Source organism: Halorubrum sp. DM2, from assembly GCF_901686465.1.
Lineage (GTDB): Archaea > Halobacteriota > Halobacteria > Halobacteriales > Haloferacaceae > Halorubrum.
The window spans coordinates 3,422,214-3,445,761 of the sequence record NZ_LR594487.1; the positions used below are offsets into that span (position 1 = coordinate 3,422,214).

26 protein-coding genes are annotated in these 23,548 nt (G+C 69.6%); 14 read left to right on the forward strand and 12 right to left on the reverse strand.

All coding sequences use genetic code 11. From position 1 onward, the window contains the following. Positions 1-201 precede the first annotated feature (201 nt). From QOL69_RS17100 to pyrB, 3 genes are all read right to left on the reverse strand, one after another. On the reverse strand, positions 202-1,062 hold the full coding sequence (locus QOL69_RS17100; protein WP_283404162.1) for a hypothetical protein: 861 nt from the start codon (positions 1,060-1,062) through the stop codon (positions 202-204). Positions 1,063-1,382: 320 nt separating this feature from the next. Further along, complete coding sequence (pyrI, locus tag QOL69_RS17105) at positions 1,383-1,841, reverse strand: aspartate carbamoyltransferase regulatory subunit (RefSeq protein ID WP_048076560.1); 459 nt, start codon at positions 1,839-1,841, stop codon at positions 1,383-1,385. Further along, on the reverse strand, positions 1,838-2,779 hold the full coding sequence (pyrB, locus tag QOL69_RS17110; protein WP_283404263.1) for an aspartate carbamoyltransferase: 942 nt from the start codon (positions 2,777-2,779) through the stop codon (positions 1,838-1,840). The genes pyrI and pyrB overlap by 4 nt, the downstream gene beginning before the upstream one ends. Positions 2,780-2,959: 180 nt before the next feature. Between pyrB and QOL69_RS17115 the strand changes: the two genes are divergently transcribed. From QOL69_RS17115 to QOL69_RS17130, 4 genes are all read left to right on the forward strand, one after another. Beyond that, positions 2,960-3,277 carry an ASCH domain-containing protein gene (locus QOL69_RS17115; RefSeq protein WP_048076559.1) on the forward strand — a complete coding sequence of 106 codons (318 nt, stop codon included), beginning with the start codon at positions 2,960-2,962 and terminating at the stop codon, positions 3,275-3,277. A 100-nt stretch (positions 3,278-3,377) separates the two neighbouring features. Continuing rightward, positions 3,378-4,847, forward strand: coding sequence for a short-chain fatty acid transporter (locus QOL69_RS17120; protein ID WP_283404163.1), 1,470 nt, complete (start codon positions 3,378-3,380; stop codon positions 4,845-4,847). 81 nt (positions 4,848-4,928) lie between these two features. Further along, complete coding sequence (locus QOL69_RS17125; RefSeq protein WP_283404164.1) at positions 4,929-5,417, forward strand: hypothetical protein; 489 nt, start codon at positions 4,929-4,931, stop codon at positions 5,415-5,417. A 102-nt stretch (positions 5,418-5,519) separates the two neighbouring features. Then, the gene (locus tag QOL69_RS17130) at positions 5,520-6,044 is read left to right on the forward strand and encodes a hypothetical protein (RefSeq protein ID WP_283404165.1); all 525 of its coding nucleotides are present in this window, start codon (positions 5,520-5,522) and stop codon (positions 6,042-6,044) included. A 73-nt stretch (positions 6,045-6,117) separates the two neighbouring features. On the opposite strand, the gene QOL69_RS17135 is transcribed toward QOL69_RS17130, so the two are convergent. Further along, positions 6,118-6,459, reverse strand: a complete 342-nt coding sequence (locus QOL69_RS17135; RefSeq protein ID WP_283404166.1) for a 2Fe-2S iron-sulfur cluster-binding protein — start codon at positions 6,457-6,459, stop codon at positions 6,118-6,120. A 229-nt stretch (positions 6,460-6,688) separates the two neighbouring features. Between QOL69_RS17135 and QOL69_RS17140 the strand changes: the two genes are divergently transcribed. The 4 genes from QOL69_RS17140 to QOL69_RS17155 all read left to right on the forward strand — a co-directional run bounded on the left by QOL69_RS17140 (position 6,689) and on the right by QOL69_RS17155 (position 8,731). After that, a complete protein-coding gene (locus tag QOL69_RS17140; protein ID WP_283404167.1) occupies positions 6,689-6,868 on the forward strand; it encodes a hypothetical protein in 180 nt (59 codons plus the stop codon). A gap of 93 nt (positions 6,869-6,961) precedes the next feature. Continuing rightward, positions 6,962-7,165 (forward strand): antitoxin VapB family protein, encoded by a 204-nt coding sequence (locus tag QOL69_RS17145; protein WP_283404168.1) that lies wholly within the window; start codon positions 6,962-6,964, stop codon positions 7,163-7,165. Positions 7,166-7,269: 104 nt separating this feature from the next. Beyond that, positions 7,270-8,268, forward strand: coding sequence for a phosphomevalonate decarboxylase MvaD (mvaD, locus tag QOL69_RS17150; protein ID WP_048076554.1), 999 nt, complete (start codon positions 7,270-7,272; stop codon positions 8,266-8,268). 100 nt (positions 8,269-8,368) lie between these two features. Then, positions 8,369-8,731 (forward strand): DUF7522 family protein, encoded by a 363-nt coding sequence (locus QOL69_RS17155; RefSeq protein ID WP_283404169.1) that lies wholly within the window; start codon positions 8,369-8,371, stop codon positions 8,729-8,731. A gap of 36 nt (positions 8,732-8,767) precedes the next feature. Here QOL69_RS17155 and QOL69_RS17160 read toward each other — a convergent pair whose 3' ends face one another. The 7 genes from QOL69_RS17160 to QOL69_RS17190 all read right to left on the reverse strand — a co-directional run bounded on the left by QOL69_RS17160 (position 8,768) and on the right by QOL69_RS17190 (position 16,060). Then, on the reverse strand, positions 8,768-10,285 hold the full coding sequence (locus tag QOL69_RS17160) for a cryptochrome/photolyase family protein (protein WP_283404170.1): 1,518 nt from the start codon (positions 10,283-10,285) through the stop codon (positions 8,768-8,770). A gap of 79 nt (positions 10,286-10,364) precedes the next feature. Further along, positions 10,365-12,827, reverse strand: a complete 2,463-nt coding sequence (locus QOL69_RS17165) for a DEAD/DEAH box helicase (RefSeq protein WP_283404171.1) — start codon at positions 12,825-12,827, stop codon at positions 10,365-10,367. Between the two features lie 75 nt (positions 12,828-12,902). Continuing rightward, the gene (locus QOL69_RS17170; RefSeq protein ID WP_283404172.1) at positions 12,903-13,568 is read right to left on the reverse strand and encodes a GNAT family N-acetyltransferase; all 666 of its coding nucleotides are present in this window, start codon (positions 13,566-13,568) and stop codon (positions 12,903-12,905) included. Positions 13,569-13,675: 107 nt separating this feature from the next. Then, a complete protein-coding gene (locus QOL69_RS17175) occupies positions 13,676-14,464 on the reverse strand; it encodes a mechanosensitive ion channel family protein (RefSeq protein ID WP_283404173.1) in 789 nt (262 codons plus the stop codon). Positions 14,465-14,467: 3 nt separating this feature from the next. Further along, positions 14,468-15,277, reverse strand: a complete 810-nt coding sequence (dacZ, locus tag QOL69_RS17180) for a diadenylate cyclase DacZ (RefSeq protein WP_283404174.1) — start codon at positions 15,275-15,277, stop codon at positions 14,468-14,470. A 124-nt stretch (positions 15,278-15,401) separates the two neighbouring features. Continuing rightward, positions 15,402-15,788 (reverse strand): PIN domain-containing protein, encoded by a 387-nt coding sequence (locus QOL69_RS17185; protein ID WP_283404175.1) that lies wholly within the window; start codon positions 15,786-15,788, stop codon positions 15,402-15,404. Next, positions 15,785-16,060, reverse strand: coding sequence for an AbrB/MazE/SpoVT family DNA-binding domain-containing protein (locus QOL69_RS17190; RefSeq protein WP_283404176.1), 276 nt, complete (start codon positions 16,058-16,060; stop codon positions 15,785-15,787). The genes QOL69_RS17185 and QOL69_RS17190 overlap by 4 nt, the downstream gene beginning before the upstream one ends. 141 nt (positions 16,061-16,201) lie before the next feature. Here QOL69_RS17190 and QOL69_RS17195 point away from each other — a divergent pair, with 141 nt between their 5' ends. From QOL69_RS17195 to QOL69_RS17205, 3 genes are all read left to right on the forward strand, one after another. Further along, positions 16,202-17,314: an aldo/keto reductase gene (locus QOL69_RS17195; protein WP_283404177.1), complete on the forward strand. Its 1,113-nt coding sequence runs from the start codon at positions 16,202-16,204 to the stop codon at positions 17,312-17,314. 82 nt (positions 17,315-17,396) lie between these two features. Next, positions 17,397-18,065, forward strand: a complete 669-nt coding sequence (locus QOL69_RS17200; protein WP_283404178.1) for a hypothetical protein — start codon at positions 17,397-17,399, stop codon at positions 18,063-18,065. Next, complete coding sequence (locus tag QOL69_RS17205; RefSeq protein WP_283404179.1) at positions 18,062-19,417, forward strand: hypothetical protein; 1,356 nt, start codon at positions 18,062-18,064, stop codon at positions 19,415-19,417. Before QOL69_RS17200 ends, QOL69_RS17205 begins: the two co-directional genes overlap by 4 nt. A 111-nt stretch (positions 19,418-19,528) precedes the next feature. On the opposite strand, the gene QOL69_RS17210 is transcribed toward QOL69_RS17205, so the two are convergent. After that, a complete protein-coding gene (locus QOL69_RS17210) occupies positions 19,529-19,699 on the reverse strand; it encodes an HVO_0758 family zinc finger protein (RefSeq protein ID WP_209543100.1) in 171 nt (56 codons plus the stop codon). Between the two features lie 197 nt (positions 19,700-19,896). Here QOL69_RS17210 and QOL69_RS17215 point away from each other — a divergent pair, with 197 nt between their 5' ends. The 3 genes from QOL69_RS17215 (at position 19,897) to QOL69_RS17225 (ending at position 22,972) form a co-directional block, all read left to right on the forward strand. After that, positions 19,897-21,081 carry an MFS transporter gene (locus QOL69_RS17215; RefSeq protein ID WP_283404180.1) on the forward strand — a complete coding sequence of 395 codons (1,185 nt, stop codon included), beginning with the start codon at positions 19,897-19,899 and terminating at the stop codon, positions 21,079-21,081. Positions 21,082-21,191: 110 nt separating this feature from the next. Next, positions 21,192-22,418 (forward strand): glycosyltransferase family protein, encoded by a 1,227-nt coding sequence (locus QOL69_RS17220; protein ID WP_283404181.1) that lies wholly within the window; start codon positions 21,192-21,194, stop codon positions 22,416-22,418. A 2-nt stretch (positions 22,419-22,420) separates the two neighbouring features. Beyond that, complete coding sequence (locus tag QOL69_RS17225; protein ID WP_283404182.1) at positions 22,421-22,972, forward strand: DUF7109 family protein; 552 nt, start codon at positions 22,421-22,423, stop codon at positions 22,970-22,972. Positions 22,973-23,548: the final 576 nt, after the last annotated feature.

Genomic DNA, 23,548 nt, shown 5'->3' on the forward strand with positions numbered 1-23,548 from the left:
CCGGTCGCCCTTCGAACGAGCCAGCGGCTCGCGAGTGTAGAGCGACCGCCGCTACGGCGCGGACGTTGAAAGGCGACCGCCTCACGCGAACGCGAGACGACCGGTTGTGTCGCACGCCGGCGGCCGGTCGAATAGGCGTCGGCCGCGCCCGTATATAAACCCTCGTTCACGGGACTGCGAGAGACCGGCGGAGGCGTCCCGTCAGTCCGGCCGGTGGACCTCGCCGTCGCGCGAGTCGGCGTCCTTCCGACGGACCGCGGCCGCCGCGTTGTTCGCGTCGTAGCCGAAGAACACGTCCTTCGCGTACGTCTCCGCGACCTCGGTCGCGTGGATCAGGTCGTCGACGTCGACGTCGACGGCGTACAGCTCCAGCGAGAACGGCGTCTCCGGCGGCGCGCCGTGGAGGTCGTAGTCGCCGCCGAGCCGCGACCGGAACCCCCGAGCGATCGTCTCCAGCCAGTAGGTCGTCGCGTACGCCGTGTCGTACAGCGGGACGACGAACTCGTCGACGTGGTCGGCCAACCGGTCGAGGTCGAGACCGGCGCGCTCGTAGAGGTGGTCCGGGTAGGGATCGGGGTACAGCGTGAGCAGCAGGCGACCGGGGACCAACTCCGCCGCCTCGGCGACAAACTCGGTGATGACGTCGGCGCGCCAGTCGGCGAACTCGTCGCGGTCGCTCTCGGCGAACAGGCGCTCACAGCGGTCGCAGTGACAGAACCCCTCGCGGGGGAACCCCACGTCGTCGAGGCGCACGTCGCCGTTCGCGGCGGCGCAGTCCGCGATGATCTCCAGCAGCCCCTCGCGGTACTCCGGGTGGGTCGGGCAGATGTACGCCCAGTCGAAGTACTCGCGGTCGCGGGTCGCCGGCTCGCCGCGCTCGTCGACCGGAACGAGGTCCTCGTTCTCGCTCGCGGCGGCGTTGTCGCCGAAACACGACACCATGTTCACGGCGTTCGGCAGGGGCTCGGCCGCGCGGCCCGTGACGTCTTTGACCTCGTAGAAGCCGAGGTCGAACGGCTCCATGTCGACCTCGTCGGCGTTGCGCGTGACGACCCCGTACATGGAGCCGGCTACGGGACAGGTCGGTAAAAACGGACGGTATCGCGGCGTCGGCGCGCGATACGAGCCGGCGTCAGTGGTTCGGCGGACGATGCGGGTCGGCGCGCGATGCGGCTCTCGGAGGGAGCGGCGCGGTTACTCGACTTCGACCGGCTGCTTGTCGCCGGCGAAGAGGAAGTACGCGAGCGCGACGAGCGACAGCACGAGGACGAGCTTGGCTTTCTTGCTCATGTCTCCCACGTCGGGCGGCGGGCGCTAAAATCTACCGGAGTGCGAGACGGTCGCGGAGAGCGCGAGGCGTCGCGTAGTGAGAGAGGATCGTCTCAGACGTCGATGTGGTCGGCGATGTCCGCGCGCAGGATCGTCGCGCAGTAGTCGCAGCGCACGCCGTCGGCGACGACGTCGAACCGGGTCTCGATCGGTTCGTCGGCGTTGGTGATGCAGTTGCGGTTCGGACAGGAGAGCACGCCCGTCACGCTGTCCGGGCGGGTGACGCGGTTCTTCTCGACGACCTCGAAGTCGCGGACGATGTTGATCGTCGCCTCGGGCGCGATGAGCGACAGGACGTCGACTTCCGACTGCGACAGCTCTCGGTCCTCGACTTTCACGATGTCCTTGCGCCCGAGGCGGTCGGAGGGGACGTTCATCCCGACCGAGACGCCGAACCCCTCGGAGCCGTCGATGCCTAAGATCGCGAGGACGTTCAGCGCCTGTCCGCCCTCGACGTGGTCGATGACGGTGCCGTCGCGGATCTTCGAGACGCGGAGTTCGTGCTCGCTCATCGGTCTACCTCCATGCCTTCGGCGGCCTCGGCGTTCTCCATGAGCGTGTCGAGCAGCGCCATCCGCACCGGGACCCCGTTGTGCGCCTGCTGGAAGTAGCGCGCGTGGTCGGTCTCGTCGACGTCGGGCGCGATCTCGTCGACGCGGGGGAGCGGGTGCATCACGGTGAGGTCGTCGGGCGCGTCCGCGAGGGTGTCGGCATCGATCTGGTACTCGCCCGCGACGCGGTGGTACTCGTTTTCGTCCGGGAACCGTTCCTTCTGGATCCGGGTGACGTACAGCACGTCGAGTTCGTCGAGGACGGGTTCGAGCTCCTCGTGTTCGCGGACCTGCGCGCCCGTCTCGTGGAGGTCGAACCGGACCGACCGCGGGAGCCGCAGCGACTCGGGGCTGATGAAGTGTTGGTTGACGTCGAAGTTCGTCAGCGCGGCGGCCAGCGAGTGGACCGTCCGCCCGTACTTCAGGTCGCCCATGATCCCGATCGTGAGGTCGTCGAGCCCGTGGTCCTCGCGGATGGTGTGGAGATCGAGGAGCGTCTGGGAGGGGTGTTGGCCCGCGCCGTCGCCCGCGTTGACCACGGGGACGTCGACGCGCTCGCCGGCCAGCGTCGCCGCGCCCTCGCTGGGGTGCCGGAGGACGATGGCGTCCGCGTACCCCTCGATGACGCGGACGGTGTCAGACAGCGACTCGCCCTTCGAGACCGACGAGGAGTCGACGTCGCCCATGTCGATGGTGTTCATCCCGAGACGTTTGGCCGCGCTGTCGAAGCTCATTCGGGTGCGCGTGCTCGGCTCGAAAAAGCAGAGCGCGAGCACGCGGCCCGCGTGCCGGTCCGCGTAGGCGGCCGGGTCGTCGGCGACCGCTCGGGCCCGGTCGAGTACGGTCTCGATGTCATCCCGCGAGAGCTGGGTCGCGGTGATGAGGTGGTCCTGTCGCATCATCCGAGAAGGGCATCGGCAGTATCTTGAATCCCTCGGCTCGGAACGCGAAACCGATATTCACGGACGTGAACACCGCCGAGGCGGCGGTTTCGAGATCCGTAATTCGGGTGGTCGCGGCCCCGGTCCGAGTCCGCGCTCGCCGTCGCGCCTAAGCGTTCGCGGCACAAACGGACGGTCATGTCCGAAAACGATCCGGCCGACCTGCTGCCGAACGACCGCGTGAAGCAGGCGGCCCTCGACGGCGAGGTGACGCAGCTCCACCGCGGGAACCGGTACGGCGACGAGGGCGACACCTTCGAGATCGACGGCGTCGCCTTCGAACTGACCGAGGTGACCGAGCGCACGCTCGGCGACATGACGGACGCGGACGCGAAACGCGAGGGGTCGCCGTCGCTTTCGGCGTACAAGGAGCGAATGGTCAAGGCGCACGGCGGGAGCTTCGACTGGGACGACGACGCGGACGTGGTCCGACACCGGTTCGAGCGGGTCGAGTGAGGACGCCCCGCTGGCCTCCGCTGTCGGCACCGCCGGCGACCTGTCAGCCGTTACGACCGTATCCCATTATTTATGCTGTAGGATACTGGATACGGAGCGTATGGCAGCGAGTAGCGAGGCCGGAGTCATCGAACGTGTCGGGTTCCGAATATCTGAGATCGTCGAACGGTGGATGCCGAGTCCGTTCGTCTTCGCCATTCTATTGACGTATATCGTCTACGGGGCCGGACTGCTGGCCACCGACTCGGGACCGGTGGAACTGTTGGAGTTCTGGTACGGCGGGTTCTGGGCGTTCCTCGGCTTCTCGATGCAGATGGTGCTCATCCTGATGACCGGGTTCGTCATCGCGTACCACCCGCGGGTGAACGCGATCCTCCAGCGGCTCGCCGAGATACCGAACTCCGGCGCGCAGGCGGCCGCGTTCGTCGGGTTCATCTCGATGTCGCTGGCGTGGGTCCACTGGGGCTTCAGCCTCATTATGGGTGCCATCTTCGCCCGCGAGATGGGGAAGGTCGCGCACCGCAAGGGGATCGACGTCCACTATCCGCTGCTCGCGGTCGCCGGGTACATGGGGCTCGGACTGACCTGGCACTGGGGCATCTCCGGGTCCGCGCCGCTCCAGTTGACCGACGCGAACAACATCGGCGAGGGGACCGGCTTCGAGTTCCTCACGTCGACGGTGCCGGCCGCCGAGACCATCTTCCACCCGTACGCGCTCACGCTCACTGCCCTCTCGATCGTCTTCGCGAGCGCCGTGCTGTACGTCCTCGCCCCCTCGGGAGGCCGCGCGAAGGGGATCACGGAGTACGTCGACGAGGCGGAGCTGTTTGATTCGACAACGGATGGGGGGCGCGCGGCGGACGACGCGGCCACCGACGGCGGAACCGACGCCGCGGAGGCCGCGGACCCGGTCGACGAACCGCCGGCCGACGTCGACGACGTCCCCGCCGAGCGGATGAACAACAGCCGGATCATCGGCGGGCTGGTCGCGCTCTCTGGCGTCGCCATCCTCGCGGTCCAGTTCGCCGGGCAGGGCCTCGGCGCGTTCACGCTGAACGCCGTCAACTTCGGCTTCCTCTTCGCCGGCCTGCTGATCTACCAGCGCCCGGCGTACTACCGCGACCGGTTCAACGAGGCGGCCGGCGCGGCGGCGGGCATCGTCCTACTCTTCCCCTTCTTCGCCGGCATCCAGGGGATCATGGCCGACTCCGGGCTGGCGCTTTTGCTCGCCGAGGGGTTACTCGACGTGTCGACGGCGGCGACGTACCCCGTGATCGCGTGGATCGTCGGCTCCGTCGCCAACCTGTTCGTCCCCTCCGGCGGCGGCGAGTGGCTCGTCGTCGGCCCGTCGGTGCTTCAGGCCGCCGAGGGACTCGGCGTCCCCTACGGGCAGGCCACCATCGCGTACGCGGTCGGCGACGCGCACACGAACCTGCTGAACCCCTTCTGGGCGCTGCCGCTGCTCGCGATCACGAACGTCAAAGCCCGCGAGATGTTCGGCTACGCCATCGCGATGCTGATCGCGTTGATCCCGTTCCTCGCGGTCGCGCTGTACGCGGTGCCGTACTGAGCGGGGGGCGGGGCCACCGTTTCGACCCGCATCGAACGGTTCGCAAGAAAGTATATATCCTCTCGACAGCGAAGTCTGCGCATGAGCCCCTCCACGCGAACGCTCGGTAGTCGGACGGTGTCGGGTATCCTGCTGGGACTGCTCGTTCTCGGAGTCGTCCTCCTCGCCTTCGAGAACGTTCCGGGGACCTCGTTTCGGAGCGCGAACGTCGAGCTTTTCGCCGTCTTCATCCTCCCGCTCGCGATCTCGCTGGTCGCGTACGTCGGACTGGGTCGATCGGTCGTCTGGTGGGAAATCGCGCTCTTGACTGTCTGGGGAGCGTTCGGCGTCGCCGTCACAATCTTCGTCGGGTTCTTAGCGACGATGGGGACGCCCGGCGGCTATCCGGGTGCTGCCGCTAAATTCGTCAGGGATGTCGCGATGTTCCTCGCGCTCACGGTCGGACTGGGCGTGCCCTACGGTCTCGCCGGGCGGCTCCGTCGCGAACACCCCCGGTGGGCCGTCGCGAGCGCTCTCGGTGCGCCCGTCGGCTCGCTCGTCCTGTTCAACGTCGTCGCAGTCGCGATGTAAGCGGACGCGACGGCGGAATCCCACGAGTGAAAGGCCTCCGGAAGCCGGACAGGTAACGAAAGGTACGTATATGGAGACTGAGAGGTGTTCTCACGAGACCCGATGCCCACACTGGATTTCGAAACGGACGCGCACGTCGACGAGTACGTCGTCGACGCCGAGAACACGACGGTGTTCGCCGCGTCCGACGGGGAGCTCACGTACACGCGGGCCGGTGAGACCGCCGCGGTGTCGGTTCCCGTCGGCGACGTGAACGGCGTCGAGTTCGACCGGAACGACGGCCTTCGCCGCCACACGTTCCTCGGACTGTTCTTCCTCGTCCTCTCGCTCGTCCTCACCGTCGGGACGGTTCTTCTCGTCTATCAGGGACGCGTCGAGAGCCCGCGCGAAATCGGGCTCGCGGCCTTCCTGTCCGTGTTCGTGATCGGCGGGTGGAACACCGCCTACGACCTCCTGTCGCGCTCGGACCGCGACGTGATCGACGTGTACGTCACCACCGAAGCGGACACCCACGTCCTCTGTGGCGAGATCGGCGACGCCGAGTTCGTGAACGCGTGTCAACAGCTCGTCGACTCTCGGCTCCCCACGACGAACCGCCACCCGGCGCTGGAGGCCGAACTCGACTGACGCCCGCCGCGTCTCGCGTGGCGTCGACTGACGGAGGGGGTTCTAGCTGGAACGGAACGGACCGATCAGTTCTTCAGTCGTCGTCCGCGGCTGCGCCGTCGCCGTCCTCGGCGGGGGTCGCGGCGTCGTTCTCGATGCTCGGCGGGTACTTCCCGCGGTCGAGCGTAAGATCCGACTGCGGGCGGGCCATACAGGTGAGCGCGTACTTCTCCGCCTCCTCGTCGGTGAGCCCGCGGGCCGCGGGCTGGGTCACCTCGCCGTCGACGATCTCCGCGGAACAGGCGAGACACATACCGACGCGACAGGAGTACTCCTGGGCGATCCCCTCGTCGAAGCAGGCGCTGAGGATCGTCTCCGTGTCGGCCACCTCGATCGTCTCGCCGGTGCCGACGAACTCGACGGTGTACTCGGTCATGGCGCGGAGTACCCGCCGACCGGGCAAAAAGGGTTCCCCTCGAACGCGTCGCCGTCGCGGGGACGGAAGGCGAGAAACACACGCGAACGACGGCGACCCACCGGTTCCGGTTTTTTATAAACGGCGCGTGAAGACGCGCTCGTCGATGCTCTCCGTGCCCTCCGTCGCACAGATACCGACGTATTAATTCCCGCCGGGCGTCACCGTCGCCCGCGACGAACTGCTCCTATTGGCGGCGCTGCTCGTCCTCTGGGCGACGCTCGGCAGGTGGATTTATGAAGACGCGAAGGACCGAGGCAGCGAGTGGGCGTGGCAGTGGGGGTTCGGCACGCCACTCGCGGTGATCGCGGGACTGGACGTGATATTGCTGGTGGTCGTGATCTACCTGCTGTTAGGCAAATCAGAGTAGGGCAAGAGAGGGCAGCCATAGTACTCTCAGTGTGGGATATCGAACCGATCTAACCCTCAAATATATTACAGAGTACAGGCGACCGTGAGTAACATGGCGGAGGAAACAATCTCGCTCGACGAGGAGGCGTACGAGCGACTCAAGTCCCACAAGCGAGAGGGAGAGTCGTTTTCGGACGTCGTCAAGCGGATCGCGGGCGAGCGATCGTGGACGGAGGTCGCCGGGATTCTCTCCGAAGAGGAGGCGGACGAACTGGAATCTCTCGTCGAGGACGGCCGGTCGCGCTCTCGGGACTGACGAAAACGTCTCGACGTCGAGACGTACTGAGCGTTCGAAGCGGGAGTCCCTCCCGTCTCCCGCCCATCGCAACGACTAATCCCCCGCCGGACGCTTCCCGAGACATGACCGGCAAGGCCACCGCGCGAGCCCACCCGATCCAGGGGCTCGTCAAGTACCACGGGATGCGCGACGAGGAACTGCGGCTCCCGTACCACGACAGCATCAGCCTCTGTACCGCGCCGACCGCGACGACGACCACCGTCGAGTGGCAGCCCGACGCGAGCGAGGACGTCTACGTCATCGGCGACGAGGAGGTGGGGGGCCGGGCGGCCGAGCGCATCGACATGGTCGTCGACCACGTCCGCGATCTGGCCGGCGTCGACGCCGCCGTACGGCTGGAAAGCGAGAACTCCTTCCCGTCGAACATCGGCTTCGGCTCCTCGTCGTCCGGATTCGCGGCCGCCGCGCTCGCTCTCGTCGAGGCCGCCGGTCTCGACCGCTCGCTCCCCGAGGTCTCGACTATCGCCCGCCGCGGCTCTTCCTCGGCGGCCCGCGCAGTCACCGGCGCGTACTCGCGGCTCGACGCCGGACTCAACGACGAGGACTGCCGGTCTCACCGACTCGACGTGGGCGTGAGCGGGGACGGCTTCGACCCCGAGGAGGACCTCCGGATCGTCGCCGCGCACGTCCCCGCGTACAAGGAGACGGAGGAAGCGCACCGCGAGGCGGCCGCGAGCCACATGATGCAGGCGCGGACCGCCCACGTCCAAGACCAGCTGGTCGAGATGACCGACGCGCTCCGCGAGGGAGAGTTCGATCGGATCTTCGAGACGGCCGAACACGACTCGCTGTCTTTGACCGCCACGACGATGACCGGCCCGTCGGGCTGGGTGTACTGGCAGCCGGAGACGATCGCCGTGTTCAACGCGGTCCGCGAACTCCGGGAGTCGGGCGTCCCCGTCTACTTCTCGACGGACACCGGAGCCTCGGTGTACGTCAACACGCTCGCGGACCACGTCGACGAGGTTGAGTCCCGGATCGCGGAGGTCGGCATCGACACCGACGTCTGGGAGGTCGGCGGTCCCGCGCGCGTCCTCGACGAGAGCGACGCGCTGTTCTGAGGGCGCGACGCGCGGTTCCGGCCGGAGCGGGGCGTCAGAGCGCGCTACCGCCGCGGCGGGACGGTCTACTTATCAAGACAGGCGTGAAAACAACGTCGGTATGTCACCCATCTCCGAGGCCGTCTTGGCGTTCGACGGGCCCACCCCCCGCGTCGTCGCGGACCTGCGGAGCGTCTCGTTCGAGGTCGAACACGTGCGCGAGGACGTGGAGGGCGTCTACTCGGACCGCGACCTCGACGAGGCGTACCAGCTGGTGATGTCAAACCAGATCACCGGCGACGACTTCAAGGAGCTCATCGGCGAGAGCCGGTACAACGCACAGACCCTGTTTTTCGACGACGTGATCGTCTTCCTGTTTCCCTCTGACCGATACGACGCCGTCTTTGCGTCCTACGACTACGACGACGCGTTCCCCGTGAGCGGGCTGGTGAACGCGGTCGCCGAGGCGCGGGCGACCGAGTGAACCCGGACCGGGACGGCGCTGCCGTTCGATCGCGGACTACTCCTCCGGGTCCTCGCCGCGCGCCCGCTTGTACATCGCTAACGCCTCTTCGCGACGCTCAGAGTGGTCGACGATCGGTGCCGGGTAGTCGGGCGCGGCGTTCGCGCGCTGGGTCGGCGACAGCTCGTGCCAGCCGTGAACGATCTCCGGGTCGACGCCGCGCAGCTCCGGGACGTACTCGGCGATGTACTCCGCGTCTGGGTCGTAGCGCTCTCCCTGCGTCATCGGGTTGAAGATACGGAAGTAGGGCTGCGCGTCGGTCCCCGTCGAGGCCGCCCACTGCCACCCGCCGTTGTCGTTGGCGGTGTCGTGGTCGGCCAGCCGGTCTCGGAAGTGTTCATACCCGTGTCGCCAGTCCGCGAGGAGGTCCTTCGTGAGGAACGAGGCCACGATCATCCGCACGCGGTTGTGCATGAACGCCTCCTCGCGGAGCTGTCGCATGCCGGCGTCGACGATCGGGTAGCCCGTCTCGCCGCGCTTCCACGCGGCGATCTCCTCGGGGTCGTCGCGCCACGCAATCTCCTCTTCGTACGCCTTGTAGTTCTCCGTCACCACCTCGGGGTTGTGGAACAGCACCTGCGTGTAGAACTCCCGCCACGCGAGCTGTTGTTGAAACTCCTCGACCTGCTCGGAGGCGTCGTCGGGGCGGGCGTCGGACTCGGCTTCGGCCATCGCCTCCGCGGTCGCCGCGTACGCCTCCCGGACGCCGACCTCGCCGTACTTCAGGAACGCCGAGAGCCGGGAGGTCGCGTCCTTCGCCGGGTAGTCGCGGTCGGCCTCGTAGGCGAACACCGCCTCGTCGAGGAACGCCGAGAGCCGCTCGCGAGCGGCCGCCGTGCCCGCCGGGCCGACCTCGGCGTCCGGCTCCGCGAAGCCGAGGTCGGCGGAGGTCGGGAGGTCGCCGAGGGCGACCCGCTCGACCGCAGCGCCCCCGTCCGCGCGGGCCTCGGACCCCACCGCGGCCGCGAGCGCGTCGGCCTCGACGAGTCCCTCGGCGGTCGGCGCGGGCCGCGGGTCGTCCTTCGCGCGGTCGGTCCACTTCTTCCAGTAGTAGCTGTACACCGAGTAGGGGTCGCCGGCGTTCGTCCGGATCGCGTCGGGGTCGTGGAGGATCGCGTCGTGGTGCGCCTCGCGCTCGACATCGACCGCGTCGAGCGCGCGCCGCACGCCCGCGTCGCGCTCGCGGGCCAGCCCGGAGTAGTCGCGGTTCCAGACGACGCGCTCGGCGTCGAGGGCGTCCGCGAGCCGCGGGAGGACCGTCTCGGGATCGCCGCGGGCGACGAGCAGGTCGCTCCCGCGCTCGCGGTAGTCGTCGCGCAGCGCGGCGAGTCCGTCGAGCAGGCGGCGGACCCGCACGTCGCTCGCGTGGTCGAGGACGTCTGGATCGAAGACGAAGACGGGCGCGGCCGGTCCCCGATCGGTGTCGTCGCCGGTCTCGGCTTCCGCCCCGGTCGCGGCCGCGAGCCCGACGTTGTCGGCGACTCTGAGGTCCCGCCGGTGCCAGAACAGCTCCATGGGATCGACACGGGCGCGTCCACCGTGAAACCACCGGGATCGAGGGGGCAACCTCACCGGGATCGACGGGGCAGTCACCTCACCCGTCGGTTCGCGTCCCGGTGAGCGATTCGAGCAGGCTGACGGCGGGCGCTTTCGCCAGCGGGTCGTTCCCGTTGCCGCAGTGCGGCGACTGGACGCAGGCCGGACAGCCCCCCTCGCAGTCGCAGGAGTCGATGAGCCGGGCGGTGCGGGTCATCAGCTCCTCGATCCGACCGTGCCCGCGGCGCGTGAGTCCGACGCCGCCGGGATACCCGTCGTAGACGAAGACGGCGGGCCCGTCGGTGTGAGGGTGGTGCGGCGTCGAGATGCCGCCGACGTCGGCGCGGTCGCACAGCAGGTGGAACGGGAAAAGCGAGATAATACCGTGTTCGGCGGCGTGGATTCCGCCGTTGAAGGCGTACTCGCCGCCCGGGATCGGCTCGCCGCCGTCGTCGTTGGAGACGGCCGAATCGTCGTCGACCGGGCCGCCGCCGTCGGTCTCCGCGCTCGCCGCGCCCGCCGCCTCGTCGTCCCCGTCGAGTGGGTCCCCCAGCGCCCGCATCTCGCGCTCGACGTCCTCGGGGACCGGGAAGTACAGCGACTTCGTCCGCAGCGTCGTCTCGGGGAGGTCGAGCGTCGACTCGCCGAGCGACTCCCCGGTGGCGGCGTCCTTCCGCACGAAACCCGTGATCTGCTCGGTCACCGTGACGTCGGCGAAGCGGACCGGAACGTCGGGGCGCGCGGAGAGCGCGCGCTCGTCGAGGTCGTCGTTCACGACGATGTCCTTGTCTGAGCGCACCTGCGTGTAGTAGTCCGCCCACGACTGCTGGAGTTCGGCCACGTCGCGGTCGAGGTCCAGTTCGACCACCTCGTAGGTGCGGCCCTGCTGGTGGTAGATCGCGCCCGGGTGGGCGTCGCGAAGCGCGTCGGCGAAGCCGAGCGTCGCGACCGTCTCGCCGCTCGACCGCTCGATCAGCGAGATCTCGCGCTCCTCGGCGGTACGGAGGTTCACGGACTGCTGCGGGCTGGAGCCGCCCGCGTGAACCCACCGCGTCCCCTTCGCGGCCTCGCGCCTGTTCAGCACCCCCTCGTCGGTGAGGTCCGCGACGACGCCCGGGAACGAGTCGCCGAAGAAGCGCTCGTCCTCGGGCGAGAGCCAGTTCTCGTCGGCCGCGCAGGCGACGTGGCCGGGCATCAGCTGGCCGTTCTCCGGGTCGCAGATCGCGTCCTCCGGCGGCGCGTCGAAGAAGTCGCTCGGGTTGCGCATCAGGTACTGGTCGAGCTGGTCCTCGCCGCCGACCATCACGACGAGGGCCGGGTCGTCGCCGCGGCCCGCGCGCCCGGCGCGCTGGTGGGCGGACATGCGCGTGCCGGGGTAGCCGTCGAGGACGACGGCGTCGAGCCCGCCCACGTCGACGCCGAGTTCGAGGGCGCTCGTCGACCAGACGCCACGGAGGTCGCCGGCGTGGAGGTCGGTCTCTATCTCGCGGCGGCGGTCGTCGGTCAGGGCGGCCTGATACGCGCCGACCTTCCCGGCGAGGTCGCGCTCGCCCCGCTCGCGGAGGTCGCTGGCGCTGTCGGTCGCGTACTGCTCCGCGGTCTGGCGCGCGCGGGTGAACGCCAGCGTCTGCTGGCCCGCCGTGACGAGGTCGACGAACAGCCGTTTGCTCTCGGTGTGGCTCGACTTCCGGCGGCCGCTCCCGCGTTCGGCCCAGTCGTCGTCGTACTCCGGCGGGTTCCACAGCACCCAGTCGCGCGGGCCGCGCCCCGACGCGTCCTCGTCGATCAGGGCGATCCCCTCCGGGTCGCGGCCGGTAACGGTCGCGACGTGGTCGACGGGGTTGTTGATCGTCGCCGAACAGCAGACGAACTGCGGCGCGGAGCCGAACCGCTCGCAGGTCCGCGCGAGCCGGCGGAGCGTCAGCGCGACCTGCGAGCCGAACACGCCGCGGTAGCTGTGGACCTCGTCTATCACGACGTACTCCAGCGAGGAAAAGAACCAGTCCCAGAGCCGCCCGGCGTACGGCAACAGCGCGTAGTGGAGCATGTCCGGGTTCGAGAGGAGGACGGTCGGGCGGCGGTCGCGCACGTCGCGCTTCTCCGACCGCGAGAGCCGCCCGGTGTAGGAGTCGACCGACACCCGGCTCCCGAAGCCGAGGTCGGCCGCGAGCTCCGAGAGCGACTCCTCCTGGTCCGCGATCAGCGCGTTCTGCGGGCCGATGTAGAGCGTCCGCCCGCCGTGGTCCATCGCGGCCTCGAAGGCGGGAACGGTGTACGCGAGCGACTTCCCGCTCGCCGTCTCGGTCGCGAGGACGGCGTCGTCGCCGCCGCGGACCGCCCCGATCGCGTCGGCCTGATGGCGGTACAGCCGGTCGATCCCGCGCTCCGCGAGCGCGTCGGCGAGCCGGGGTTCGAGGTCGACGTCGGCGAACTCGGGCTCGCGGGCCGGGAGCCGCCGGTGATCGGCGATCTGTCCCTCGTAGAAGGGGCGCTCGCGCAGCCACTCGATGGCGTCGTCCACGGTTACGGTACCCTGGGGTCGGCGGGGCCTAACGGTTGCGGTGGCGACGGGGAAAATGCGAGCGGACGCCGCCGGTCAGTCGTCCGCCGGGGACCGCCCGGCCCCGGAGCCGCCGGGCGTCGTCTCGACGAGCGGTTCCGTCGGTCCCTCGCGGGCGAGCGGCGGCCAGCGCACCTCGGTCGCAATCGAGTCGTCGAGGTCGAGCCGCATCCGGAGGTCCCCCCGCCGCTCGACGACCTCGAACCCGACCGTCCCGTACACCGACCGAGCGGCGCGGTTACCGGTCTCGACGTGGAGTTCGATCCCCTCCCGGTCGGCCGCGGCGGCGTTGGCGATCACGTGCCGGCACAGCTCCGTCCCGACGCCGCGGTCCTGCGCGTCCGGGTGGACGAAGACGGCCAGTTCGGGGACCGGCGCGTCGGTAGGGGTGTACATCGCGTGCCCGAACACCGCGCCGTCCCGCTCCGCGACGACGTTGTTCCCCTCGGCCAGCATCGACCGGACCCACTCGACGCGACGCCGCCGGCTCACGGGCGGAAGCCCCTGCGCGCGGTCGCCCCGGTCGAACCGCTCGTACATCTCGACGAGGCGGGGTTCGTCCGCGTCGACCGCCGGTCGGACCGTCCAGCGCGCCCCCTGCTTGTCGACGAAGCGCGGACAGCGCGGGGGACAGTGCGGCGTCCCCTCGCACTCGCTCTCGTCCCAACCGTCGCAGGCGACGCTCGCGGTATCGGGGGTCATGTCTCGACGTTGCCGCCGCACCGTGTTATATGGTGTCAACGACTTTCACGCGGTGGGAACGGCTGTCGGTGGAACGGGCATCGGTGTGGACGACGGCTTCGGCGGTTCTACTCCCGGATCAGCACAATACCGTCGCGAAACACGGCGTGGTTCGGAATGACGTGTTCTTCGCCGCCGGTCTCGATGTGCGTGACGAACAGGTCGACCTCCTGAACGACGCCGCGCTCGCCGGCGACCCGCACCTCGTCGCCGATGCCGTACGGCTGTCGGAGGAGGAGGAAGACGCCGGCCGCGGCCGAGGCGACAAGGTCCTTCGTCGCGAGGGCGGCGAACAGCACGAGCGCGAACGCGTACGCCGCGAGCAACACGATGAGCGCGAGCGTCTGGACGCCGACCTGTCCGAGCGCGATGAGCGCGGCGACGTACACCACGCTGTACTTCGCGATCGAGGGGAGAACGCCGAGTTCGGGGAGCTTGATCCCCCGGAGCCGCTCGGCGACGAGCAGCTCCACCTTGTCGCCGACGACGACGCCGACGATGAACACGAGAATCGCCACGAACACCCGCGGGAGGAAGGCGGCGACGCCGGACCAGAACTGTTCGAGGTAGTTCACGTCCGCGACCGTGAGCGCGACGATGACGGAGACGGCGAGGATGAAGTAGCTCGACAGCTTCGCGACGATCCGCACCGTCGAGGTGTCGAACTCGCGGGCCGTCCGCTCGAAGGCCGTCCCCTCGATGACCTCCGGGACGCCCGCGCGTTTGAGCAGCCGGCGGTTGATCACCCCGGTGAGGTACGCCAACACGAGCCCGAGCGCGAGCACGGCGAGCGCCAGCCAGATCCGATACGGGACGGCGAGGAGGAACTCGGGCACGGCGAACTGGGCCGGGGGCATCGGTCAGTACTCCTCCGGATCGATCTCCAGGACGAGTTCGCCCGCCTTGAACGCCCGGACGAGACCGTCCGACTCGGAGAGCACGATCGACGTCGAGTTGGTGTCGCGGGTGATCGCCGCGCCGGACATGTGGCGCGCGCCAAGTCCCTTCGGGATGTCGACGCCCTCGGCGGCGGGTTCGAGGTAGCGGTACGCCGAGACGATCTTCCCGGAGTCGGAGACGACGAACGCGCCGTCCAGCCGCGAGAACTCCTTTAACATTACGTTCACGATGGGGTCGCCGACGTGGACGTGCGACTTCTCGAAGGGGTTGTAGCTCAGCGGCCGCGACTTGTTCATCACCTTCCCCGCGTCGCCGACGACGAACAGCGCGCCCACCGGCTTCCCCTTCTGTCCCTTCTGTCCGAGTTCGATCGCGACCTCGAACACGTCGCGGATGACGCTCGGCTCCGCCCGGGAGTTGGCGAACAGGTCGTAGATCCCGGTGTGGATCGTCTCGTCGACGGTGACGCGGATCACCGCGTCCGAGCCGCCGTCGAAGACGGAGACGACGCAGGCGACCTCGTCGCCCTCCGAGAGGAGGCCCTCGTCCATCGCGCCCTCGATGCCGAACCGGATCCGGTCTTTGACGTTGTCGAACGGGAGGGGGAGTTCGACGAACGTCTCGGCGTCGACGTCGTTCTCGGGCGCGACGACGACGACGTCGACCCCGTCGTCCGCGAACCGGTCGTAGAAGGAGTTCGTCGGGGAGAACAGCAGAGTGGCGTCCACGTCCGCGACGAGGTCCGCCAAGTGGTCGGTGAGCGAGGCCATTACTACGAGTGACAGGAGGAATCCGTATAGTCGTTGCGTCGTGCGCGCGTCTGACGCTCGCGTGACGGGGTCCGCGTCGGCGAGGTGGCTTCGTGTCGGGGACCCTCCGATCTCTCGAACGGACTCACTCGTCGTCAGTCGGTTCCAACGGAATCCGCTCGGGGTCGGCGCTCTCGTAGGCTTTGTCGGAACTCAACACGGGATGGCCTCGACTCTCGGCGGTGGCAGCGTGGAAGGAATCAAACGCGGTCATCCCGTCCTCGAAGTACTTCACGGCCTTGAGCACGATTTGACGTTCCTCGTCGGTCTCGACGGGGACGACTTCGAGCATGTTCGCGAACAGTGTGACGTAGTCGAACTCGTGGCGCTCACCGATGAGCAGCAGCTCCAGGTACGAGTACGTGGAGGTGACGACATCGCGCGCCTCCAACGTCTCCTCCGCCCGGTCTTTCAGCCAATCCGAGTCCTTGGCGAGCGCGAGGAGGTAGTCCGTCTCGACGTACGCGGTCATGCGTCGCCGTCCTCCGCCGCACCCCTTCCTCGGTCGAATCCCGCTTCGGCGTCCCGTTTCGCCTGCTCGCGAACGCCGTCACGGAGTTCCGCTATCGACTCGCCCTCGAACGCGTCGCCGGCGGCCTCCCGGATCGCTTCGAGCGGGTTCTCGTCGATGGGGACGAGTTCGAGGCGATCCTCGTACCCGACCACGTGGAATCGCTCGCCGTATTTCCGCCTCAGTTCCGAGGACAGGTACAGCCGTCCGTGTGAATCCGTTTCCACTGACATAGATATTGGTTTGTGTGGCATATATAAATAGTCTGTCCCAAAGATCGGATAAATGTCCCACGACCAGCCGTCGGGCCCACCGCCAACGGCGCGAAGCGACCTCCCGCGCGACTTTTACCCGCGAACCGAGTATCCCGGCGTATGGCGACTCGCGAGGCCCTCTGGGGGTACCGGAACCGGTTCGGCGACGCCTTCGGGCGGACGTACTTCCGGCGGTTCGGCCCGGGCGTCGTCTCCAGCGTCGGGATCGGGACGTACCTCGGCGAACCGACGCCCGCCGTCGACGAGGCCTCGCGCGAGGCGATCGGACTGGCGCTCCGCTCTGGGGAGAACCACGTCGACACCGCGGCCAACTACCGCTGCGGCCGCGCCGAGCGCGTCGTCGGCGAGGCGCTCCGGGACGTGCCCGTCGACCGCGAGTCCGTGATCGTCGCGACGAAGGGGGGCTTCCTCCCGTTCGACGGTGAGCGCCCGACCGACCCGAGCGCGTACGTCCGCGAGCGGTTCGTCGACCCCGGGATCGTCGACTCCGACGACCTCGCGAACGGCGCGCACGCGATGACGCCCGAGTTCTTAGAGTGGTCGCTCGACCGCTCGCTCGACCGCCTCGGCCTCGACTCCGTCGACTGCTACTACGTCCACAACCCGGAGACGCAGCTCGCCGTCCGGTCGCGCGAGGACGTGTACGACCGGCTCGAAGCCGCCTTCGATACCCTCGAACGCCGGCGCGCCGCGGGCGATATCGGGGCCTACGGGGTCGCGACGTGGGACGCGTTCCGCGTGCCCGAGGGCGACGACGCGTATCTCTCGCTCGCGGAGGTCCTCTCGCGGGCCGAGCGCGCCGGCGAGGCGGTCGGCCCCGACGACGACCACGGGTTCGAGGCGATCCAGCTGCCCTTCAACGTCGCGATGGCGGACGCGTTCACCCGCCGGAATCAGCCCGCGCCGCCGGACTTCGACGCCGAGAGCCCCGTCTCGACGCTCGAGTTCGCTCACGAGGCCGGGCTCTCCGTCGTGACGAGCGCGAGCATCGGACAGGGCGAGTTGGCGGTCGAGGGTGCGATCCCCGCCGACGTCGACGCGACGCTCGCGGGGGAGACGCCGGCCCAACGGGCGCTCAACTTCGCGCGGAGCGCCCCGGGCGTCACCTCGTCGCTCGTCGGGACGACCGACCCCGACCACGTCCGCGAGAACGTCGCCGCCGGCACCTTCGACCCGCTCGGCGCGTCGGCGTTCGACGCCGTCTTCGAGTGACCGGACGGCAGCCGCGACGCCGCGGCGTCGCCGCTGACCGGACGCCACAAGAGGTTTATCGGGACCGATTCAAGCCGGTCGCATGCCCCCGACGCGACGAGCCCTCCTCGGTAGCCTCTCGGTCGGCGCGCTCGCCGGCTGTCTCGGCGGCGCGGGCGAGCCGACGTCCGAGTCCGTCCAGCGACAGGTCTCCGGCATAGACCCGGATCCGACCGTGTTGAAGATTCGGAACCCGGACGGCGACGCAGTCCTCGTCGACGGGAGCGAGACGGACGAAGAGGGCGAGCCGATCTCGATCGGACGCGAACTCGTCACGAGCGCGGACCGGGCGGCCGACCTGCTGGTCGCCGAGGGCGTCGCCGACGCCGATCGCTCGCGGCTCCGCTCGTTCCTCGACGGGACGGACTTCGACGCGGAGACGGTGTACGTCGCGCGCGCCGGCGTCGAGTCGTGTCAGCGCCTCGAAATTCACTCGGTGTCGTGGGATCCCGGCCGCGTCGAGTACGAGTACTGTCGCGAGCTTCGACCGCCGGACGAGGCGTGCGAGGCCGGCACGCGAGTCGCGCTCGCGCTGATATTCCGGCTACCGGTCGCGCTCGACGGCCGGCTCACGCGCAGCGGCGCGAGCGGCCGCACGCCGTGTCGGCGGACGGAGACCGACTACGCGGTGATCGACGCGAACGCGACCGTCCCCGGAAACGAGACGGCGCTCGGTGAGACCGACGACCGGTCGGGAGGTGACTCCCCGTGACGGACCGGCTCACCCGGCGCGGCGCGCTCGCGGCCGGGGGTGCCGTCGCCCTCGGCGCGCTTGCCGGCTGCTCGGGGATCGGGAGCCGGCCGCGGTTCTGGAACGCTCCGCCGTCGCTCGACGTCGACGCGATCCCGCGCGAGTTCGACGAACCGATCCCGGAGCGGCCGCGGCTCGTCCCGGTCGACGTGGAGCCGGCGGTCACGGACGCGTTCGCCGACCGGGTTGACCGACTCCTCGCTCCGATCCCCGAGCCGCTGACCGCGGAGACGCTCCCGAACGGCGAGATACGCGAGCGGATCGAGACGCAGCGGGCGGCGGCCCGCGAGGCGCTGCCGGAACCGGACGAACCGCTCGTCCCGCTGCGGGCGGCCGAGCGGTACGCGACGGCCCGGGACCACGCCGCGACCGCCGTCGGCACGTGGGCCGGCGTGACCGTCGATGGCGACCCCGAATCGGTGGCTTTCGACATCGGGACGGTCCGGCGGCGGGTGTCCGACGCGCTGGAGACGCTGCCCGGGTCCGCGTCCGATCCGCTCGCCGGTGCCGCGGTGTACGGGCCGGTCGAGCGCTGGTACGACGAGTCGCGGCGGCGGACGCTGGTCGGCGGGAACGCGGGTCCCGGCGACCGGGCGAACCCGATCCGGACGGGCGAGTCGGTCGGCGACGTCGAGCGGGTCCAGTCGTACGTCGAGGCGGGCCGATACCTCCGCGACCGGTATCGGGCCTCGCTCGCCGAGCCGGTGTCGGTCGCCGAACCGCTCCGGCGCGAGGCGGAGCGGATCGGGGCCGAGGTCGGCGACCGGCTCCGCGAACTCCACGGCGAGGAGACGGACCGGATCCTGTCGAACCCCGGCGACGAGGCGTTCCTCGACGAGCGGCCCGTGCCGGTCGACGCGCCGAGCGTCTCGCTGCTCTCGACCGCGGCCTACCGGACGTTCGAGGACCTCCGGTTCGACCCGGTGCCGGTCGACGACTACGAGCCGGACCACCCGGCGACCGCGCTCACCAGAACCGTCCTCGCGCGCGTTCGGTTCCGGGCGCTCGACGCCGTCGCGTCGCGGATCGAGGACGGCGAGACGATGTTCCCGGCGGACGCCGCGGCGGTCGGCACGGCGCGGAACGCGGCGATCGAGTCGGCGACGGCGCTCGCCGCGAGCGAGAACCCACTGGGGCGGTGGCTGGCGGCGGAGTTCCTCCCGCTGTTCGAGGAGCCGGACGGCGCGCTCGCAGCGGAGGAGCGAGGCGCGCGCTCGACGGTCGAGGCGTTCACCGAGTACCGGTGGATCGAGACGGTCGCGCGTGAGGCGCGGACGGTGACGGAGTCGGTCGCGGCCGCGTTCGAGCCGTGAGCGCTCGCGGGCGAAGGCGGTCGACTCGGGAGCGGGGGCGGTCGACTCGCGGGCGAGGGAAACCGGGGCGACAGAGGAGGAGAGAGGGCGACGGCGGGCGGGGAAGGTCGGTCAGCGAAGCTCCTTAAATCGGGCACCGCACTCCGGACAGATCCGGACCGAGAACACCTCGTCGGGGTCGTTCTCCTTTTTCAGTACCTGATCGCAGTCTGCGCAGTTGAGCCGCTCGTAAGTGTCCTTGACAAGGTCGCCGTCGCGGAGCCCCTTGCGCGTAGATTTCATACTCGGGGTTTGTCGTGGGGGCGGATAAAAACCCTGTACGACATCGGTCTGACGCGTCAGCCGAAATCGACGCCAGACGCGGCGACGCCGTCGCCGCGGCGGCGGAAGGGTCCGCGGGGTCGCGCTCGGCCGCCCTCGCGACGCGGGCGTCCGGTCGCTTTCGCAACGCTTGTGCCCGGGCGCGCGGAATCGCCGCCGTGTCACGGACCCGGCTGTTCGGATCGCTCTGCGCCATCGTCTTCCTCGTCAACTTCGCGCGCGTCGTGTTCGCGCCCCTCGTGGGGCAGTTCATCGGCGAGTTCGGAATCGGCGAGGGGACCGCCGGTCTCATCGTCACGCTCGCGTGGCTCGGTTCGGCCGCCCCGCGGCTGCCGGCGGGGTGGGCGCTCACGCGGTTCACGCGCCGCAGCGTGATCCTCGTCTCCGGCGGGATGCTGACCGCCGGCGCGCTCGGCGTCGCGCTCGCGCCGAGCGTGCTCGCGCTGATGGTCGCCGCCTTCGCGATCGGGCTGGCGTCCGGCGTCTACTTCGTGGCCGCGAACCCCTTCATCGCGGAGCTGTTCCCCCAGCGCGTCGGGCGGGTGATGGGCGTTCACGGCATGGCGAGCCAGCTCGCCGCCGTCGTCGCCGCGCCCGCGGTCACCGTCGCGCTGTGGTACGACTGGCGGTACGCGTTCTACGGGCTGGCGGTCGCCGCGGCCGCCAGCACGGTCGTGTTCGTCGCGCTCGCGAAGCGGACCGACCTCCCGGACGCCGGCGCGGGCGACACCGACTTCCTCGGGGCCGCCCGCGGCGAGTGGAAGCTAATCTTCGCCGGCGTCGTGCTGATGGGACTCACGAGCTTCGTCTGGCAGGGGCTGTTCAACTTCTACGAGCTGTACATGATCGACAAGGACCTGCCGCGGTCGACCGCGCGAAACCTCCTGACCGTGATATTCGCGGCCGGCGTGCCCGCGTTCCTCGTCTCCGGCGACCTCGCCGACCGGCTCCCGCACGTCCCGTACCTGCTCGGCATCGTCACGGCGTTCGTCGGCGGCGTGGTCCTCGTCGTGGTCGCCGAGGGGCTGGCGGCGGTGATCGCGGCGAGCGTCGTCGTCGGCTTCGCGATCCACATGCTGTTCCCGGCCGGCGACACGTACCTGCTCGCGTCGCTGCCCGACGAGTCCCGCGCGTCGGCGTACGCGATGTTCTCCGCCGGAATGATGTCCGCGCAGGCGGCCGGCTCGTGGGTCGTCGGCGAGGCGATCGAGGCTGGCGCGACCTACGACGCCGTCTTCCTCGCGCTCGCCGGCGGACTGGCGGTCCTCGTCGCCGCGTACGCGGTGCTGTACCGGCTCGGGCGCGTCCCCGGCGGCGCGGCTGGCGCGACGCGAGCGGCCTGACGCGTCCCGCGGACGCCCGGAGCCGTCCGGCCCGAGACGCCCGGCAGAGACCCCGGAACCGGTCGGCGCTACCGCACCTGTTTTGGGCGTCCCGCCCGTGTGATCGGTAAATGGAGTACGTTCAGGAGCGCGTGACCACCCTTCACGCGTTGACCGACCACGGGCCCGACGCCCCGACGGACCGCGCGGCGGTCGTCGTGCCGATGACCGAACGCGAGTACGGGACGCTCGCGGCCGACCGGGTGCTCTCGACGCTGGAGACCGTCGACCCCGCCCGGGTGATCGTTCCGCTGCGGGCGTCCGCGGACCGCGCCGGGCCGTTCGCGGACTGGCTCGACGGGTTCGACCTCGACGTCGAGACGCTGTGGTGTGACGGTCCCCGGCTCGCGTCGCTGCTCGACGCGCGGGGCCTCGACGGCGAGCGGGGCAAGGGCCGCGACGTGTGGCTCGCGCTGGGACGCGCGCTCGACGAGGAGTTCGTCGTCGTCCACGACGCCGACACGAAGACGTACTCGCCGGCGTTCGTCAACCGGCTGCTGTTCCCGCTGGGACGCGGCTACTCCTTCTCGAAGGGGTACTACGCCCGCGTCGAGGACGGATCGCTGTACGGCCGGCTGTTCCGGCTGTTCTTCCGGCCGCTCGTCCGCGCGCTCGGCGACGCCGCGCCCGGGAAGGAGCCGGACGTACTCGAATACCTCTCGGCGTTCCGCTACGCGCTCGCCGGGGAGTTCGCGGCGACGAGTGACCTCGTCTCCCGGCTCCGCGTCCAGCGCGGCTGGGGACTGGAGGTCGGGACGCTCGGCGAGGCGTTCGGCCACGCCGGCTTCGCCGACAGCGCGCAGGTGGACCTGGGTCGCTACGAACACGACCACCGCTCAGTCGAGGGACCGACCGGCCTCGCCGACATGAGTCGGGCGGTCGGCGAGGCGACGCTACGCGCGGTCGAGGACACCGGCGTCGACGTGCGCTACGACGGACTCCCCGAGCGCTACCGCGCGGCCGCAGAGACGCTGGTCGACGGGTACGCCGCCGACGCCGCGTTCAACGGACTCGAATACGACGCCCCCGACGAGCGCTCGCAGGTGGCGACGTACGCCGAGGCGCTCGCCGAACCCGGCCCCGACACCCGGCTCCCGGCGTGGGAGAACGCGCCGGTCGATCCCGGCGAGATCCGAGAGGCGGCGCGGGCCGACCTCGACGCGGTTCGCGGAGGCGATCCGGGCGTCGGTAGCGCCGTCGAGGACGAAGCAGGGGGCGACGGTTCCGCGGAGGGCGACGCGGTCACCGAGGCGGCGACCGACGACGGGCAGACGGGCTCGGCCCCGGGTGAGGACTGACGATGGCGGACGAAGGGGATCCGAGCGTGGCCGCCCGCGACGACCTCGCCGGCGTCGTCGACCTGTTCGGGTGGCTCACGCGCGCCGAGCTCTCGCGGGCACTCTCCGAGCTGGCGTTCAAGCAGCGCGCCGAGGTCGACGAAGAAGCCATCGACGCCGCCATCGACCTCGCGATCGCGGAGTACGCGCTCGTGCCGGCCCCGGACGGCGCGCTCTCAGGCGGCGATGAGGCGGGCGACAAGGCGAACACCGGGAACGACGCCACGGACGGAACCGCGCTCGCGGTCGGCCCGGCCGCGTTCCCGACGCTCCCCGAGGGGGCCGAAGACCTCCCGCACATCCTCGATATCCCGGACCGGGCGGTCGACCGCGAGGCGCTCGCGGACGCGGTCCTCGACCGGCTCCGCGGGGAGGCGGTCGACGCGATAGGCGACGGCGACGCCGACCGCCTGGAGACGCTCGTCGACGTGACCTACGACGTGGAGGCGTGGGCCCCGGTCGACGTGGAGCCGGTGCGAACGCGAATCGTCGCGGAACTCGACGGAGAGGACTGAAAAACGGCGTTCGAGGGCCACGTGGGCGATCGTACACTGAAAGAGGACGATTCGGGTTCAGACTGACCCAGTTGTCAGCTACCCACGACTGAAGTCGTGGGCTTGGATAGCCTCGCACCGCACGGCCAGTGCCAATTTAATTATCGGTAGGCCAAGCGTGCCCCCGATGTCGGGGCTGGCTGACGGACAGCCCATCCCTGCCAACACATTTGGCTGTCAGGGATTACGACTATTTTCCGGAGGACAAGTCATCAATCTGTTGCTTTGGTCCCCCTTCGGCCTTCCTCCCACGACTGAAGTCGGGGGCTTCCGGCCTTGTATCGCTGTGAACCATGCTATCGTCGTATCGGCCATCTTGGAGAGACACTGTCGGATCTCACCTTCGTGCCACCCGACCGGAGCCAGTACGCTCTCAACGGCGCGTACGGCGGTGTTCTCGTACCGCTTGACATCGTATCGAAAGTCGACGCGGTACAGGTGTCGTCAGAAGATAGAGCAGCTTCTCAGAGCCGCTTGTGACCGGAAGGGTGGATTTTGTGTACGAAAAAGCTCCGAAGAGAGCTCGATCAGATTGTT

What these genes read in the sequence shown, in the direction of transcription:
- QOL69_RS17100 (WP_283404162.1), bottom strand. Translation starts at nt 1,062, where the DNA reads ATGTACGGGGTCGTCACGCGCAACGCCGACGAGGTCGACATGGAGCCG.
- pyrI (WP_048076560.1), bottom strand. Translation starts at nt 1,841, where the DNA reads ATGAGCGAGCACGAACTCCGCGTCTCGAAGATCCGCGACGGCACCGTC.
- pyrB (WP_283404263.1), bottom strand. Translation starts at nt 2,779, where the DNA reads ATGCGACAGGACCACCTCATCACCGCGACCCAGCTCTCGCGGGATGAC.
- QOL69_RS17115 (WP_048076559.1), top strand. Translation starts at nt 2,960, where the DNA reads ATGTCCGAAAACGATCCGGCCGACCTGCTGCCGAACGACCGCGTGAAG.
- QOL69_RS17120 (WP_283404163.1), top strand. Translation starts at nt 3,378, where the DNA reads ATGGCAGCGAGTAGCGAGGCCGGAGTCATCGAACGTGTCGGGTTCCGA.
- QOL69_RS17125 (WP_283404164.1), top strand. Translation starts at nt 4,929, where the DNA reads ATGAGCCCCTCCACGCGAACGCTCGGTAGTCGGACGGTGTCGGGTATC.
- QOL69_RS17130 (WP_283404165.1), top strand. Translation starts at nt 5,520, where the DNA reads ATGCCCACACTGGATTTCGAAACGGACGCGCACGTCGACGAGTACGTC.
- QOL69_RS17135 (WP_283404166.1), bottom strand. Translation starts at nt 6,459, where the DNA reads ATGACCGAGTACACCGTCGAGTTCGTCGGCACCGGCGAGACGATCGAG.
- QOL69_RS17145 (WP_283404168.1), top strand. Translation starts at nt 6,962, where the DNA reads ATGGCGGAGGAAACAATCTCGCTCGACGAGGAGGCGTACGAGCGACTC.
- mvaD (WP_048076554.1), top strand. Translation starts at nt 7,270, where the DNA reads ATGACCGGCAAGGCCACCGCGCGAGCCCACCCGATCCAGGGGCTCGTC.
- QOL69_RS17155 (WP_283404169.1), top strand. Translation starts at nt 8,369, where the DNA reads ATGTCACCCATCTCCGAGGCCGTCTTGGCGTTCGACGGGCCCACCCCC.
- QOL69_RS17160 (WP_283404170.1), bottom strand. Translation starts at nt 10,285, where the DNA reads ATGGAGCTGTTCTGGCACCGGCGGGACCTCAGAGTCGCCGACAACGTC.
- QOL69_RS17170 (WP_283404172.1), bottom strand. Translation starts at nt 13,568, where the DNA reads ATGACCCCCGATACCGCGAGCGTCGCCTGCGACGGTTGGGACGAGAGC.
- QOL69_RS17175 (WP_283404173.1), bottom strand. Translation starts at nt 14,464, where the DNA reads ATGCCCCCGGCCCAGTTCGCCGTGCCCGAGTTCCTCCTCGCCGTCCCG.
- dacZ (WP_283404174.1), bottom strand. Translation starts at nt 15,277, where the DNA reads ATGGCCTCGCTCACCGACCACTTGGCGGACCTCGTCGCGGACGTGGAC.
- QOL69_RS17185 (WP_283404175.1), bottom strand. Translation starts at nt 15,788, where the DNA reads ATGACCGCGTACGTCGAGACGGACTACCTCCTCGCGCTCGCCAAGGAC.
- QOL69_RS17190 (WP_283404176.1), bottom strand. Translation starts at nt 16,060, where the DNA reads ATGTCAGTGGAAACGGATTCACACGGACGGCTGTACCTGTCCTCGGAA.
- QOL69_RS17195 (WP_283404177.1), top strand. Translation starts at nt 16,202, where the DNA reads ATGGCGACTCGCGAGGCCCTCTGGGGGTACCGGAACCGGTTCGGCGAC.
- QOL69_RS17200 (WP_283404178.1), top strand. Translation starts at nt 17,397, where the DNA reads ATGCCCCCGACGCGACGAGCCCTCCTCGGTAGCCTCTCGGTCGGCGCG.
- QOL69_RS17210 (WP_209543100.1), bottom strand. Translation starts at nt 19,699, where the DNA reads ATGAAATCTACGCGCAAGGGGCTCCGCGACGGCGACCTTGTCAAGGAC.
- QOL69_RS17220 (WP_283404181.1), top strand. Translation starts at nt 21,192, where the DNA reads ATGGAGTACGTTCAGGAGCGCGTGACCACCCTTCACGCGTTGACCGAC.
- QOL69_RS17225 (WP_283404182.1), top strand. Translation starts at nt 22,421, where the DNA reads ATGGCGGACGAAGGGGATCCGAGCGTGGCCGCCCGCGACGACCTCGCC.